Origin of the sequence: Streptomyces sp. NBC_00637 (genome assembly GCF_045161545.1) — a bacterium.
Lineage (GTDB): Bacteria > Actinomycetota > Actinomycetes > Streptomycetales > Streptomycetaceae > Streptomyces.
This window is the reverse complement of sequence record NZ_CP109046.1, coordinates 673212-688860: the sequence shown is the minus strand read 5'-3', so window position 1 is coordinate 688860 and position 15649 is coordinate 673212. Positions and strand designations below refer to the sequence as shown.

The following is a 15649-nucleotide window of genomic DNA, read 5'->3' as shown; positions in this document are numbered from 1 at the left end:
AACCTTACCCGGTACGGGGGTCCGGTCTATGGACTCATAAGCATCATTTATGAGTGGGGCGGCGGCCGACTCCCTTCACGGCAGGGGCTGTTCGGCCCAGATGACCTTTCCCTTGGCGGTGTAGCGGGTGCCCCAGCGCTCGGTCAGCTGCGCCACGAGGAACAGGCCGCGGCCGCCCTCGTCGGTCATGGCCGCGTACCGCAGGTGCGGCGACGTGCTGCTGCTGTCGGCGACCTCGCAGATCAGGGTGCGGTCGCGCAGCAGCCGGACGCGCACCGGGGCGCTGCCGTAGCGGATCGCGTTGGTGACCAGTTCGCTCAGGATCAGTTCCGTCGTGAAGGACAGGTCCTCCAGGTCCCAGCGCGCCAGCTGCCGCACCACGGCCGACCGCACCGTGCCGACCGCCGCCGGGTCCATCGGCACGTCCCACTCGGCGACCCGGTCGGCGCCCAGCTCGCGGGTGCACGCCACGATCAGCGCGATGTCGTCGGCCGGGCGGGGCGGCAGAAGGGCGTCCAGCACGGACCGGCAGGTGTCCTCGGGCGGACCGCCGGCACCCCGCTCCAGGGCGGTGCGCAGCAGCTCCAGACCGGCGTCGATGTCCCGCTCCCGGTCCTCCACCAGCCCATCGGTGTACAGCACCAGCGAGCTGCCCTCGGCCAGCTCCAGTTCGACCGTCTCGAACGGCAGCCCGCCCAGCCCGAGCGGGAGTCCCGCGGGCACCTCGAGGTACTCCACCCGGCCGTCCGGGTGCACCAGAGCGGGCGGCGGATGCCCCGCGCGGGCGATCGTGCAGCGCCGGGAGACGGGGTCGTAGATGGCGTACAGACAGGTCGCCCCGGAGACGGGCGCGTCGGTGCCGTCGTCCGCCTCGTCCTGGTCGATCCGGGCCACCAGCTCGTCCAGCAGGCCGAGGAGCTCCTCCGGGGCCAGGTCCAGGGCGGAGAAGTTGTGCACCGCGGTGCGCAGCCGGCCCATGGTGGCCGCCGCGTGCAGGCCGTGGCCGACCACGTCGCCGACGACGAGGGCCACTCTGGACCCGGACAGGGGCAGCACGTCGAACCAGTCGCCGCCCACACCCGCCTGGGCCGGCAGATAGCGGTAGGCGATGTCCAGGGCGTTCTGTTCGGGCAGGGTGCGCGGCAGCAGGCTGCGCTGGAGGGTGACCGCCATGCCGTGCTCGCGGGTGAACCGGCGCGCGTTGTCGATGGAGATCGCGGCCCGCGCCACCAGCTCCTCCGCGAGCACCACCTCGTCCGGATCGAACGGGTCGGGCCGTTCGGAACGCCAGAAACTGACCACGCCCAGGATCAGCGACCCGGCCCGCACGGGCACGGTGATCAGCGAGTGGATGCCGAACGCCACGACCTGCTCGGCCCGTTCGAGGTCCTGCGCGAGCCAGCCCGGCGCCTGGGCGAGGCGGGCCTCCAGCAGCGCCCGCCCCTCGCCGAGACTGCGGGCCTGCGGGGCCGAGTCCACGAACCGGATCCGCTCGCCCACCGCGTACAGCGGCGCGCCCTTGCGGATCGCGCTCACCGCCGTGCGCCGCAGCGTGCCCCGGGCCCCCGGCTCCTCGCCCTGCAGGACGGCGTCGAACAGGTCCACGGTCGCGTAGTCGGCGAACCTCGGCACGGCCAGCTCCGTCAGCTCCTCGGCGGTCCGGGCGACGTCCAGGCTGGTGCCGATGCCCACCCCGGCCGCGTACAGCATGTCGAGGCGCTCGCGGGTCGCCTCGGCCCGGCCCGACAGGGCGCGCAGCTCCGTGGAGTCGCGCAGGGTGGCGACGCTGCCGGCCGGTCCGCCCGCCAGGTCGGTGGGCCGCTGGTTGATCGCCAGCAGCCGCTCCCCGACCAGGTGCACCTCGTCGGTGACCATCCGTCCGGAGGCCAGCAGTTCGGCGGTGTCCCGGTCCAGTCCCAGATCGAGCACCTGGCGCCGCTCGGCGTCCGGGGGCAGGTCGAGCAGGCGCTTCGCCTCGTCGTTGGCGAGCAGCAGATCGCGCTCGCCGCCGACGATGATCACCCCTTCCCGTACGGAGTGCAGGACCGCGTCGTGGTGCTCGTACATCCGGGTCATCTCGCGCGGCCCCAGGCCGTGGGTCTGGCGCAGCAGGCGGCGGCTGACCAGCGCCGTGCTCGCGGTGGCCAGGGCGAGGGCGACCGCGGCGCTGCCGAGGACGAGCGGCAGCTGCCGGTCGGCGTTGCCGCCGACGTGCGCGGTGGTGATGCCGGACGACACCAGGCCCACCACCGTCCCGTCGGCCGTCTTCACCGGTACCACGGCCTGGACCAGGCGGCCGATGGTCCCGTCGACCTCCTCGACCACGATCCCGCCGTCCAGCGCCGGCTGGATGTTCCCGACGAACTTCTTGCCGATGCGGTCCGGTTTGGGATGCGTGTAGCGGATGCCGTCGGTGTTCATGACGACGAGGAAGTCCATGTCGGAGGCCTGGCGGGCGGCCTCGGCCTTGGGCTGGAGCACGGCCGTCGGGTCGGGGGTGTTCAGCGCCGCGACGATGCCCGGGGAGTTGGCGAAGGTCTGCGCGACCGCGACGGACCGGTTACGGGCCTCCTGGGTGGTGTCGTGACGCACCTGGAGCAGCAGCGCCACCACGGCGGCCACGACCAGCAGCAGCACGATGACCACCTGGAGGACGAACACCTGCGCGGCGAGACTGCGCCCGCCCAGTGCGGACTCGGGTGTACGCCGGACCCGCAGGCCCCGGGGACGTCGGGCCGGCCGGGCGTCCGAGCGCCCCAGGAGTCGGACCATAGGCCATGTCTACACTGCCGGGCCGCGTGAGGCGAGAGGCGTCACGCACCGTCACGTGCCGTGTCCCGCACGCTTGCCGTGGGTGACTTCCGCCGCCCGCCGGGTGGCCAGCAGCAGCGCGATGTCGTCCGCCCGGTCCGCGGCCTGCCGGGCCGAAGCGGTGAGCCGGTCGGCGACGTCCGCGAGCGAACGGCCGGGAGGAGCCTCGGCCGTGGGCCCGGCGGCGTCGGTCCCGGTCGGCACGCGACGGCCCCCGGCCCCGGCGAGGGCCCGGCGCAGCGAGGTGATGCCGTCGTCGATGTCGTGCCCGGGCCGCTCGACCAGCCCGTCCGTGTAGAGGGCGAGGATCGCGCCCGGCTCCAGGCGCAACTCCGTCACCGGGTAGTGGGCACGCGGGTCCACCCCGAGCACCACCCCGCCGGGCAGTTCCACGACGTCGGTGCGGCCGTCGGGGTGCCGCAGCAGCGGCGGCAGGTGCCCGGCACGGACCGCCCTGGCCACACCGGTGGCCGGGTCGAGCCGCACGTAGCAGCAGCTGGCGAACTGCCCGGGGTCCAGGTCGATGAGCAGGTGGTTCGTGCCGCCCATGACCTCCTCGGGCGGCCGGTCGCCCAGCGCGAACGCCCGCACCGCCGTGCGCAGCTGCCCCATGGTGGCCGCCGCCTGCACGCCGTGCCCCTGCACGTCCCCGATGACCAGGGCCAGCCCGTCCCCGGCCTCCACGACGTCGTACCAGTCGCCGCCCACGTCCATGCCCTCGGTGCCCGGCAGATAGCGCCCCGCCGTCTCCACCCGCGCGTGCTGCGACAGCCGCCGGGGAAGCAGGGCCTGCTGGAGGCCTCGGGCGAGGGCGGCCTCGGTGTCGTAGCGCTGCGCCTTCTCCATCGCGTGGGCGATCAGCCCGGCGAGCGCGGTCAGCAGCGTGCGCTCCTCGGAGCCGAAGCTGCGAGGGCGGTCGAAGCCGAGGATGCACGAGCCGACCGGGCGGCCCGAGGCGATCAGCGGGAGGAAGGCGCGGGCGCCCACCGACGCGTCGAGGTCGATGCCCGGGTAGGCGTCCGCCAGTTGCTGCATCGAGTCGAAGAAGAGGGGCCGGCCCGTGGTGAGGGTCTCCACGCCGGGCAACCGGGCGTCCAGCGCCACCCCTTCGAAGGGAGCCAGGAAGCCCTCGGGGAAACCGGACTCCCACGCCAGATACAGATGCCGCTCCTGGAGCAGGTAGATGGCGAGCCGACGGCCGCCGAACGCGGGCAGCAGCTCCTGCATCACCACCGCCGACACCTGGCGTGCGGTCACCGCCTCCGTCAGCGCTATGGCCAGGACGATGGGCCGGTAGAACAGGGTGGTCGGCGCGGCGGTGTCGGGGGCGGGCGTGTCGGTGTCCGAGGGCTCGGGCGCCGTGCCGTCCGGCACGCGGTTGGCCGGGACCGCCTTGCAGGTGACGAGATCCGCGCCCGGATACAGGGACACGCGCAGCCAGTCGCCCTCGTACGGCCGGGGGACGGCGGAGGGGTCGGTGGTGACGGGAAGCCTGACGTGGAAGTGGGCGGGCTCCGGCGACAGCAGGGCGCCGCGCATGTGCTCCTCCACCGTGGGCTGGTTCAGCCACGGCACGGCCTCCCACAGCGACCGTCCCACCAGCTGGTTGCGGGGCACGCCCAGGAGGTGCGCGGCCCGCGGATTGGCGTAGACGACGAGCCCCAGCCGGTCGAGACAGAACACCCCCTCGGGGAGCAGATCGGCGGCTCCGTCGGCGAGGGCACCCGGGCCGGGATCGAGGAGGACGCCGGCGATGGGGCGGGGCACGGCGCAGGACGCGGCGGGGGCGTCGTCCGCTCCGTTCGCCACGACCGTCGCGTCCCACAGCTCGAGCAGCCGAAGCCCGCCCTCGGTGGTGCGCACCTGGAGCGGCAGCGGCGGCGGCCGCCCCCGGGCCGTCCGGTGCAGCAGGCCCGGCAGCCGGTGGGCGTCGGTCGGGTCCACGGCCCGGGCCAGGGCGTCCAGCGTGCCCGGGGACTCGCCCGGGGGCAGTCCGAGCAGGGCGCGTGCCTGCTCGTCGAGCGTGACGACGTCGGTCGCCGGATCCCAGGAGAACCGCCCGACGCGCCCCGGGGCGGGCCCGGCGGCCGGCGGCCTCACGCACAGCGGCTCCGCGTCCCAGGTGACGTCCGCGCCGTCCGCCCCCAGCCGCAGCAGGGCGGCCGCCAGGTCGTCGGCCACCGCCGTCAGCCGCTCCCGCTCCGCCTGCACCTCCGCCGCGTCCGGCGCCGACGGGCGCAGCACGGCCAGCACCCCGAAGGACCGCTTCTCCGCCACGACCGGCACATAGAGCGAACCGAACGGGAAGGGCAGGCCCGCCGCGAGCTGCGCGTAGTGGCGCATCATCTCGGTGGCGTTGGCCAGCACCACCGGCACACCCGTCCGGTACACGTCGGCCACCGGGAACGGCCGGTCCATGTGCACCCGCCACCAGGGGCGGAACAGCGGACCGGGCAGCCCCGCGAGGACCGCGAGACGCAGCAGCCGGGACGTGGCCGAGCACAGGTAGACGCCACCGGTGTGGCCGCCCGTCACCCGCAGGGCGTCCGCCACGGCCCCGGTGAGCAGCGCGGGCGGTGGCCCGGACGGCTTCCGCTCGTTTCCGGCGCTCCCAGTCATTCGGCCCTACCTCGTCCGTGCGCCGCCAGTGGGGCGACACAGTAAGAATGCGCCACACCTGGTCGGATGTGCATCCGCGCGACCCCCGGGGAGAACGGGTCCGGGCGGGGTAACCGGCACGCCATGAGCGAGATTCTGGTGGGCGCCTGCTCCTGGACGGACCGCGCGCTGGTCGCGAGCGGCTGGTACCCGACGGGGCGGCGTGACGCGGAGGGACGGTTGCGCCACTATGCCGAACGCTTCCCGGTCGTCGAGGTCGACGCGACGTACTACGCCCTGCCCGGCGAACGCAACGCCCGGCTGTGGGCGGAGCGCACCCCCGAGGGCTTCGTGTTCGACGTCAAGGCCTTCTCCCTGCTGACCGGCCATCCCACCCGGCCGGCCGTGCTGCCGCCGGGGCTGCCCGCCGATGTCCGTGGCCCGAAGGCCCTGGACGAGGTGTGGCGGAGGTTCACGGACGGGATCCGGCCGTTACGGGACGCGCGACGGCTGGGCGCCGTCCTCTTCCAGTTCCCGCCCTGGTTCCGTCCCGGCGCGCGGGCCGACGCGTTCCTCGCCCAGTGCGCCGAACGCACCGCCGGGTGGCCGGTCTGCGTCGAGTTCCGGCACCCGGACTGGTGGCGGGGCGAGCGGGAGCACACCACGGCCGATCTGCTGCGGTCGTACGGCTTCGCCACCGTCGCCGTCGACATGACGCAGGCCCTGCCGACCGCCGTGCCACCCGTCACGCCTGTCACCTGCGGGCGGCTGGCGGTCGTCCGCCTGCACGGCCGCAGCCCGGCCTGGGGCAGCGGCAGCAAGGAGGACCGCTTCCGGCACGACTACACCGACGGCGAGCTCCGCGAGTGGCTGCCCAGGATTCACGCGCTCGCCCGGCGGGCCGAGCGGGTGCACGTCCTGTTCAACACCTGCTGCGGCGACTCCGCCGTACGCGCCGCCGAGCGCATGCGCGCCCTGCTCGACCCCTGACCGGCCCGGGCCGGTCAGCCGTCGGTGGTGCGCAGGGTGCTCTTGGCCAGTTCGTAGGCCGGGAGCATGGCCTCGTGTTCCGCGGTGTCCATGCCGCCGAGATGCAGGACGACGGGGCCCTCGGAGGTGGTGACGGCGAGCGCGTGTTCCTTCTTCGTCTCCTCGAGGAGCTCGCTCGTGGTGACGTACTCGACCTCGGTACCGGTGCCGTCCCCCAGCTTCACGGTGCTGTACCGCGCCCCGCTCGCCCCCTGCTCGGCGGCCACGAAGGCCTCCAGGACGGCACGCGCGTCGGTGGCGCCCGGCTCGCCGGTCCACACCCGCAGGAAGCCGATCTTCCCCGCGGGCTTGGCGTCGATCTCGCAGGCCATGGTGACCGGGCCCTGACGCAGGAGGGCGTCTGCGAGGTCGGCCAGGTCGCCGGTGCCGGCGGACTCCTCCTCGGCGTCGACGGCCTTGGCCTTCCAGAACTCGGCGATGTCGAAGGTGACGGGAAGTTCGCAGGCGGACCCGGAGGCCCCGAGGGACCCTCCCCGCTGCGCGACCTTCGCGGTCGCCGTCGACGACCCCGGCGCCTTCGAGGCGGCGTCCGCCTCGTCCTTGTCGGCCGCGCATCCTGTCATCAGCCCCGTCAACAGGGCCGCCAGCGTCAGCCCCTGCCCCACGTTCCCCACGGTCCCCGCCCCAAAGCGCACTGCTGTGTCTCCTCTCGGCGCCGGCGCGACACCGGCGGAGCACTGTAACCGAGGGGGGTACGGCCCCCGCCACCGAGATTCGTCGCCGGGGCGGGGGCGGGGGGCGAGGTTGGCGGGGGCGGAGAAGGGTGGAGCCGGGGAATGTCCCGGCCCCATCCCCTGTTGTACGGCGTGACTGACATGCACCGATCAGTAGGTGCGAGTCGGTGTGAGAGGAGGTCCCCATGGCCCGCAGCACGGCGCGCCCCGTCATCACCCTCAGGTCCACCGCCGGTACCGGTGTCACCTACGCGACGCGCAAGAACCGTCGCAACGACGCCGACCGGCTGGTCCTGCGCAAGTACGACCCCGTCGCCGGACGGCACGTCGCCTTCCGCGAGGCGCGATGAGGTCGGCGCCGGCCCGCCAGGGCTGAGCGGCGCCGACCCGAGAGGGCAGAGCGGCCGGAGTCCCGGAAGGGAACTCCGGTCGCTCTTACGTGCGGCCGTCGCGCGGACGAGTGACGTGCCGTCATATTCACGCCGCGCTGGGAATCCATAGCGGCATGAGCAAGACCGCGCTGATCGTCATCGACATGATCAACACCTACGACCATCCGGACGCCGACCTCCTTCTGCCGTCGGCCCGCAAGGTGGTCCCGGTGGCCGCCGGTCTCCTCGGCCGGGCCCGCCGCGCAGGCGAACCCGTCGTCTACGTCAACGACAACTTCGGCCAGTGGCGTTCCCACCACGGCGAACTCCTCGACAGGGCCCTCTCGGGGCCGTACGCCGGCCTCGTCGAACCGCTGGTGCCCGACGAGGAGTCGCTCTTCGTCGTCAAGGCACGGCACTCGATCTTCTTCGAGACCCCGCTGTCCTACCTGCTCCGCCAGGAGGGCATCGACCACCTCGTGCTGTGCGGCCAGGTCACCGAGCAGTGCGTCCTGTACTCCGCCCTCGACGCCCACATCCGCCACTACGACGTGACCGTCGCGCGGGACGCCGTCGCCCACATCCACGCCGATCTGGCGGACGCGGCGCTGGTGATGATGGAGCGCAACATGGGGGCGCGGGTGTGCGACAGCGGAGATCTGTGGACCTGAAAGCCCCGCTGCCGTACGCCGCCTGACGGGCCGTCGCACCCTCGGACCGCCGGCTCGCCGGGCCGTCCTCGTGACCGTCGTCTCCGAGTCCGCTTCCCCGCATCCTCCGCTCAGCAAGGGGCACATCGCACATGGCCGAGTTGACACGTCGCAGACTCCTGGGTTCGGCCGCGGGCGCCTTGGGCGCCGCCGCGGCTCTCTCCCTCCTCCCGCCGAGCGTGCAGAAGGCCGTGGCGGCCGGACCGTCCCCGAGCGGCTCGCTCGCCGACGTCGAACACGTCGTCCTGTTGATGCAGGAGAACCGCTCCTTCGACCACTACTTCGGCACCCTGTCCGGTGTGCGCGGTTTCGCCGATCCCGACGCGCTCACCCTCGACACCGGACGCTCCGTCTTCTACCAGCCGGACGCCGAGAACCCCGCGGGCTACCTGCTGCCCTTCCACCTCGACACCCGTACCTCCAGCGCCCAGGCCATCCCGTCCACGAGCCACGCCTGGTCGGTGCAGCACGAGGCGTGGAACGGCGGCCGGATGGACCGCTGGCTGTCGGCCCACCGCGCGGCCGACGGCGCCGACGCCCCCTACGTCATGGGCTACTACACCCGCGAGGACATCCCGTTCCAGTTCGCCCTCGCCGAGACCTTCACCGTCTGCGACCACTACTTCTGTTCGGTCCTCGGCCCGACCTGGCCCAACCGCCTGATGTGGATGACCGGCACCATCGATCCGGACGGCACCCGGGGCGGGCCCGTCGTCCGCAACTCCGCCCCGGCGCCGTTCAGCTGGACGACGTACGCCGAACGCCTCCAGGCGGCCGGGGTCGACTGGAAGGTGTACCAGCAGGAGGACGACTACGGCTGCAACCTGCTGGAGCAGTTCGACACGTTCCGCACCGCGCGACCGGGCTCCGAGCTGTACGAGCGGGGCGTCCGGCCGCAGCCCGAGGGCACCTTCGAGGAGGACGCCCGGGCCGACCGGCTGCCGACCGTGTCCTGGCTGGTGCCACCCGGGTACCAGTCGGAGCACCCGGACTATCTGCCGGCGGCCGGCGCGGACTTCGTCGCCTCGAAGCTCGAGGCCGTCGCGGCCAACCCCGAGGTCTGGCGCAAGACCGCGTTCATCCTCAACTACGACGAGAACGACGGTCTGTTCGACCACGTGCCGCCGCCGACCCCGCCCGCGGGCACGCCCGGGGAGTTCGTCGCAGGGCTGCCGATCGGCGGCGGTTTCCGGGTGCCCGCCATCGTCGTGTCGCCGTGGACCGTGGGCGGCTGGGTGGCCACGGAACCCTTCGACCACACGTCGACCCTGCGGTTCCTGGAAAGGCTCACGGGCGTCATGGAGCCCAACATCAGCGACTGGCGGCGCAGCGCGTTCGGCGACCTCACCTCCGCCTTCCGCTTCGCGTCCAGCGGTTCGCCGGCGCCGCCGCTGCCCGACGACACGGCGGAGCGGCTGCTGAGGGCGAAGGAGGAGGTCGCCACCCTGCCCAGGCCCACCCTGCCGGGTGCCGAACAGTCGTTTCCGGTCCAGGAGACGGGCCCCCGGCCGCAGCTCTGATCCGGACGGCACGCCGCGTCAGCGGTGTACGGCCGGGGTCGGCGGCATACGGCCCGGGTCAGCGGTACACGACAGGGGCGGGTGGTTCTGCGCGCGTAGACAACGGGCTGCCCTGCGGCAGGAAGAAGAGGGCGCAGATGCGCAGGGGTTCCGGCTCCCGATTCTCCGCCATGTGCACGCCCTGCGGTCCGACCGGTTCGACGATGGCGCCGCCGGTGGGCGTGACGCACTCGGATCCGTCCGCCAGGGTCCGGGTCAGGACGCCCGCCGTCACCACGGCGACGACCCGGCCCTCGTGGTAGTGCCAGGGCAACGAGTGGCCCGGCGGGATCTCGTAGTCGGCGACCACGACCCTGGAGTCCTCCGGCACGGCCAGGGCGAGCCGTTCGGTGAGCAGACCGTCGGCGAGCAGGGCCGGTACGGGCTCCGCGGTGGGGCGGGCCCCGACGGGCGACATCCGGTTCACCCGGCGGTCGTCCGGGGCGGGCGGGGGCCGGGGACGCGGGGGCCGGTGGGGCCCGCCGTGCCACGTAAGGCGGCCGGTGTCATGTTCCGCTGGTCCATGCGTTCCACGGCAGTGACATTAACCCACTTGAGTCACCCGCAGGTGACCGGGTGTCATCGGGCGTACCGGTGACCTGCCGCCTCACGGGCCACCCGCGGATCCCCGGCCCGGGCCCGTCCCGACGGGGTCGGGTCGGCATGTGAGGTGCGCGGCTTCCGCGGGAGTGATCCTGGCGGCCCTTCTTTGCGTCCTTCAGGGCGTGAATCGTATGAGACATCGTGCGACGAGGGCCGGGGGGAGACCTTGAGCATTCTGCGTCCGGACGTAGAGCGGCCTCGTCGGAGCCGTGCGGAGGCCGAGCCGCCCGCCGGCCGTACCGGGGACGGCCGGCGCGGTGGCGTGCCCGCCCGCACCGCCCGCTTCGTCGGCCGGACGCTGCGGGACGAGTGGTACGGCATCGTCGTCGATCCCGTGCGGCAGTTGCGCCGGCGCGGGCCCGCCGCCCTGTCGCTGGCGTTGGTGGCCTGCGCGGGCGTGATCTTCTTCCACGCCATCGCCCAGCACCGCACCGGTGCGGCGGTGGTGCGCCTCCTCGGCGGTGTCCAGGGGGACCTGCCGCTGTGGCTCGCCCTGCTGCGCACTCCGGTCTCCCTGTACGTCCCCGCCCTCGATCTGCCGGTCTGGGCCGGCATCACGCAGCTGTTCCTCGCCTTCGCCCTGGCCGAACTCGCCCTGGGCCGCCGCAGAACCCTGCTCATCGCCTACGCGTCGACCCTGGCCGGCACCCTCACCGTGCGGGTGATGATGGCGATGGGACCGGGGTGGTGGGGCCTCGGACTGCCGCCCGAGATCGGACAGGTGCTCGACACGGGCCCGTCGGCGGCCGTCGTCGGACTGTTCACCTATCTCTCGGTCGTCCGCCGGGCGCCCGTCGTCTTCACGCTCACCGGCGGTTCGATGGTGTTCGAGTCGATCGCCAAACCCAACCTCGCGGGCCGCGAACACCTCATAGCCGTGGCCGCCGCCATCGTCCTCGGCCTGCTGCACGAGCGGGCCCGCCGTCGACGCCAGGCCGCCACGAACGCGCAGGACACGACGTCCGCCTGAGATCTTGCTATGAATTCGTGGTGCGGTTGAACACTCCTGTGTCCGTCTGCGTATAGGGCCGGGGGATCTCATGCCCATGGCCGCCGACGACGAAGCGTAGGAGCACTCCTTGGTACAGAACAGGCGCAGACGCCAGACGGGCGGGCGACGCGCGACTTTCGCGGCGCTGGCGCTCATCATCGGCGGCGGTGGGCTGATGGGGGTGAACGTCTACGCATCGGCCACCGAAGACGGCTCGGACGGCAACTCCCAGGGCGGCAACAGCGCCGTCACCATCGACTGCCCGGACGTCGGCGACAAGCTGACCGCCGTGCCGGAGCAGGCCTCGGCCGAGGTCGACCGCGAACTCGCCCAGCTGGACGAGCAGATCGCGGCCGCCTACCGCCAACTCCAGGAGTCGGCGGAGTCGGTGCGGCAGGACGCGGACTTCGCCGACGGCGCGGTCATGGACCCGCTGAAGGAGAAGCGCGGCGCGACGATCCAGCGCATCGCGGAGGCCATCGACCGGGCCGGTGACCGCCCCGAGGGTCTGGAAGACCTCGCCGAGTGCACCCTGCGCGCCAACGACGACCAGGCCGACGAGGGCGCCGACGGCAACGGCGACGAGAACCAGAACGGCGATCAGCAGGGCGACGACCAGAACGGCGACGGCGACCAGCAGGGCGACGAGGGTCAGCAGGGCAACGGCGGTCAGGCCGGGAACGGCCCCGTCGCGGCGGACTACGCCGACATCAACGCCGTCCAGCCGACGCGGCAGACCCCGGATCCCAGCTCCGGCCCGTCCCGCGGCACCTTCACCACCAGCTGCGGAGTGAACGCGAACGGCGTGTTCAACTCGGACAACGTGATCGTCGCCCCGGGTGTCACCAACGGCGCCCACCACTTCCACGACTATGTCGGCAACCAGTCCAACGACGCCTTCGCGTCCGACGACGACCTGGCGAACGCCGACACGAGCTGCGCTGACCAGGGCGACAAGTCCACCTACTACTGGCCCGTGCTGCGCCTGCAGAACGGCAACCAGGAGCAGGACGCGCAGAAGCCGGGCGGTGGCATCGAGGGCAACGCCGGTGAGATCGTCACGCCCAAGGAGGTCACCCTGACCTTCGTCGGCAACCCGCGTGCCAAGGTCACCGCGATGCCCCGCCTGCTGCGTGTCATCACCGGCGACGCCAAGGCCTTCGTCAACGGCACGGCCAACGCCAACGCGTCCTGGAGCTGCACCGGCTTCGAGGACCGCCAGCTGAAGGACAAGTACCCGCTCTGCCCGTCCGGCAGCGACGTGGTGCGCACCTTCCGATTCCAGAGCTGCTGGGACGGCAACAACATCGACAGCGCCAACCACCGCACCCACGTGGCCTTCGCCGCCGCCGACGGCACCTGCCCGAACGGCTTCGAAGCCGTTCCGCAGCTGGTGCAGCGCATCGTGTACGACGTCGACGCGCCGAGCCTCCAGGACGGCGGCAAGACCACCCCGCTGTTCGCGGTGGACTCCTTCCCGGAGCAGCTGCACAAGCCGGTGACCGACCACGGCGACTTCATCAACGTCTTCGACGAGGACCTGATGGGCGAGATGGTCGACTGCATCAACGCCGGCCGCACCTGCGGCGCCGGCACCGACCCGGGCTCCGACGACGGCGCCGACAACGGAAACGGTGACGGCAACGGCGGCGACAACGGTTCCGGCAACGGCGGCGACAACGGTTCCGGCAACGGCGGCGACAACGGTTCCGGCGACGGCGGAAACGCCGGAAACGGCAACGGCGACGACGGGAACGCCGGAAACGGCAACGGTGACGACAACGGTTCCGGCGCGGGCACGCAGGAGCCGTCGCAGGCCCCCGAGGCGCCCGCGGCCACCGAACCCGCCGACACCGAGCCCGACACGGGCGACAACGGTTCCGGTGGCGCCTCCGCCACCGCCGACCCCCGCGTCTACACGAAGCCGTCGGCCAAGGCGGCCACCTCGGCGCCCGCCGCCGGATCGGGTGGCGAGATCGGCTCCCCGGCGACCGCGGCCCCCGCTGCCCCCGCGGCCACCCCCGAGCAGTCCCAGTCCCCGGCCGGCACGGGCGCCGACACGACCAACCCGGGCGGGACCGAACCCCAGGCGGTCCAGGGCGGTCTCGCCGAGACCGGCGCCAACCTCTGGCCCGCGGCCGCCGGAGGGCTGCTGGTGCTCGCCGGCTTCGCCGTCCTGTTCCGCAACGCACGCCGTAAGTACTGAGACCCGGTACCGAGACCCGGCACTGAAGTGCGGCACTGAAGTGCGGCACTGAGACGCGGCACTGAGGCACAGGACTCCACCGAGGGCCCGTCGGAACACCGGCGGGCCCTCGGTGCGCGGCCCCGGCGCCGGCCCCCGGGGCCCCCGTACGGGTGCTCCCGCCGACGAGTCACCGCCCCCGCACCACACCGCGCGGTATACGTCGTCCGGAGCGCGCGCGACGACGGGAGACCCATGGAGCACACGGCGTCCACAGAGCACGACCGGTCCACGCAGTACACGGCGTCGGGCGACTACTACGACCTCGGCACCCACGGCCGGTCCGTGACGACCTCGTCCGCCGAGGCCCAACGGTGGTTCGACCGCGGACTGGTCTGGTCGTACGCCTTTCACCACGAGGAGGCCGTCGCCTGTTTCGAGGCCGCGGTCCGCGCCGACCCCGACTGCGCCATGGCCCACTGGGGCATCGCCTACGCGCTCGGCCCCAACTACAACAAACCGTGGGAGTTCTTCGACGAGCGGGACCTGGCACGGACCGTCGCCCGCACGCACGACGCCGTCGAACTGGCCCATCGGAAGGCCGAGGCCGCCACCCCCGTCGAACGGGCCCTGATCGGCGCGCTGCGGGCCCGCTATCCGCAGACCCGCCCCGCCGAGGACTGCTCGGTGTGGAACGAGCCCTACGCCGACGCCATGCGGGCCGTCCACGAACTGGCCCCCGACGACCTCGACGTCGCCGCCCTGTACGCCGACGCCCTGATGAACCTCACGCCCTGGCAGCTGTGGGACCTGCGCACGGGCCGGCCCGCCGAGGGCGCCCGCACCACGGAGGCGAAGGCGGTGCTCGACCGGGCCCTGGCCGACGAGGCCGCGGCCGCGCATCCGGGCGTCCTGCACCTCTACATCCACCTCATGGAGATGTCGCCCACCCCCGAGGCCGCCCTCCGGGTCGCCGACCGGCTGCGCGGCCTGGTGCCCGACGCCGGGCACCTCCAGCACATGCCCTCGCACCTCGACGTGCTGTGCGGCGACTACCGGCGCGTCGTCACGGACAACACCGCCGCGATCACGGCCGACGAGAAGTACCGGACACGCTCCGGCGCGATGAACTTCTACACGCTCTACCGCTCGCACGACTATCACTTCAAGATCTACGGCGCGATGTTCCTGGGCAGGTACCGGACCGCGCTGGAGACCGCGGAACGCCTGGAGGCCTCCATCCCGGAGGAGCTGCTGCGCGTGCAGAGCCCGCCCATGGCCGACTGGCTGGAGGCGTTCCGTGCCATGCGGTTCCACGTGCTGATCCGCTTCGGCCGCTGGCAGGACGTCCTCGACGTGCCCCCGCCGCCCGACCCGGACCTGCACAGCGTGACCACGGCGATGCGCCACTACGCCCGGGGCGTCGCGCTCTCCGCCACCGGCCGGGTCGTCGAGGCCGAGGCCGAGCGCGTCCTGTTCCGCTCGGCGGCCGACCGGGTGCCCGGCACCCGGATGCTGTTCAACAACACCTGCCGGGACATCCTCGCCATCGCGTCCGCGATGCTCGACGGCGAACTGGAGTACCGCAAGGGCGACCACGCCCTCGCCTTCGCCGCCCTGGAACGGGCCGTCGAACTGGACGACGGCCTCCCCTACGACGAACCCTGGGGCTGGATGCAGCCCACCCGGCACGCGTACGGCGCCCTGCTGCTGGAGCAGGGGCGGATCGAGGAGGCCGAGGCGGTCTACCGCGCCGACCTCGGACTGGACGACACGCTGCCCCGCCCTTCCCAGCACCCCGGCAACGTGTGGTCCCTGCACGGCTACCACGAGTGTCTGGTCCGGCTGGGCAAGGAGGCCGAGGCACGGATCGTGGCCCAGCAGTTGAAGTTCGCCACCGCCCTGGCCGACGTGCCGGTCCGGGCGTCCTGCTACTGCCGTCTCGAGACCGCCACCGGCAAGGACACCCGCGCGGCCACCGGCAAGGACACCGACACGGGCACGGAGAACGGGACCTCGGTCACATCCGGGTGCTGCGCCGTGGACAATTGATCGAGATCGTCGACGCTGTCGGCGTACAAGAGGGGGCCTCGGAGC

Annotated in this window: 11 protein-coding genes; 7 read left to right on the top strand and 4 right to left on the bottom strand. The window is 72.9% G+C overall.

What is annotated here, in order from left to right; genetic code table 11:
• Positions 1-75: 75 nt before the first annotated feature.
• Both OG440_RS02955 and OG440_RS02950 read right to left on the bottom strand, forming a co-directional pair.
• Positions 76-2772 (bottom strand): SpoIIE family protein phosphatase, encoded by a 2697-nt coding sequence (locus tag OG440_RS02955; RefSeq protein WP_406005237.1) that lies wholly within the window; start codon positions 2770-2772, stop codon positions 76-78.
• Between the two features lie 51 nt (positions 2773-2823).
• A complete protein-coding gene (locus OG440_RS02950) occupies positions 2824-5430 on the bottom strand; it encodes a SpoIIE family protein phosphatase (protein ID WP_406005236.1) in 2607 nt (868 codons plus the stop codon).
• Between the two features lie 123 nt (positions 5431-5553).
• Between OG440_RS02950 and OG440_RS02945 the strand changes: the two genes are divergently transcribed.
• Positions 5554-6399 carry a DUF72 domain-containing protein gene (locus tag OG440_RS02945; protein WP_406005235.1) on the top strand — a complete coding sequence of 282 codons (846 nt, stop codon included), beginning with the start codon at positions 5554-5556 and terminating at the stop codon, positions 6397-6399.
• A gap of 14 nt (positions 6400-6413) precedes the next feature.
• Here the strand turns inward: OG440_RS02945 and OG440_RS02940 are convergent, their stop codons facing one another.
• A complete protein-coding gene (locus OG440_RS02940; protein ID WP_406005234.1) occupies positions 6414-7073 on the bottom strand; it encodes a lipoprotein in 660 nt (219 codons plus the stop codon).
• 245 nt (positions 7074-7318) lie between these two features.
• Between OG440_RS02940 and rpmG the strand changes: the two genes are divergently transcribed.
• The 3 genes from rpmG (at position 7319) to OG440_RS02925 (ending at position 9734) form a co-directional block, all read left to right on the top strand.
• A complete protein-coding gene (gene rpmG / locus OG440_RS02935; RefSeq protein ID WP_406005233.1) occupies positions 7319-7483 on the top strand; it encodes a 50S ribosomal protein L33 in 165 nt (54 codons plus the stop codon).
• Between the two features lie 155 nt (positions 7484-7638).
• Positions 7639-8175 carry an isochorismatase family cysteine hydrolase gene (locus tag OG440_RS02930; RefSeq protein WP_406005232.1) on the top strand — a complete coding sequence of 179 codons (537 nt, stop codon included), beginning with the start codon at positions 7639-7641 and terminating at the stop codon, positions 8173-8175.
• Between the two features lie 131 nt (positions 8176-8306).
• Positions 8307-9734 (top strand): alkaline phosphatase family protein, encoded by a 1428-nt coding sequence (locus tag OG440_RS02925; RefSeq protein WP_406005231.1) that lies wholly within the window; start codon positions 8307-8309, stop codon positions 9732-9734.
• 58 nt (positions 9735-9792) lie between these two features.
• Here OG440_RS02925 and OG440_RS02920 read toward each other — a convergent pair whose 3' ends face one another.
• On the bottom strand, positions 9793-10191 hold the full coding sequence (locus OG440_RS02920) for a cupin domain-containing protein (RefSeq protein WP_406005230.1): 399 nt from the start codon (positions 10189-10191) through the stop codon (positions 9793-9795).
• A 447-nt stretch (positions 10192-10638) separates the two neighbouring features.
• Here OG440_RS02920 and OG440_RS02915 point away from each other — a divergent pair, with 447 nt between their 5' ends.
• The 3 genes from OG440_RS02915 (at position 10639) to OG440_RS02905 (ending at position 15604) form a co-directional block, all read left to right on the top strand.
• The gene (locus tag OG440_RS02915; RefSeq protein WP_406011238.1) at positions 10639-11346 is read left to right on the top strand and encodes a hypothetical protein; all 708 of its coding nucleotides are present in this window, start codon (positions 10639-10641) and stop codon (positions 11344-11346) included.
• A 196-nt stretch (positions 11347-11542) separates the two neighbouring features.
• The gene (locus OG440_RS02910; RefSeq protein ID WP_406011237.1) at positions 11543-13573 is read left to right on the top strand and encodes a DUF1996 domain-containing protein; all 2031 of its coding nucleotides are present in this window, start codon (positions 11543-11545) and stop codon (positions 13571-13573) included.
• Between the two features lie 234 nt (positions 13574-13807).
• Entirely contained in the window at positions 13808-15604 is a 1797-nt protein-coding gene (locus tag OG440_RS02905) for a hypothetical protein (RefSeq protein ID WP_406005229.1), read from the top strand.
• Positions 15605-15649: the final 45 nt, after the last annotated feature.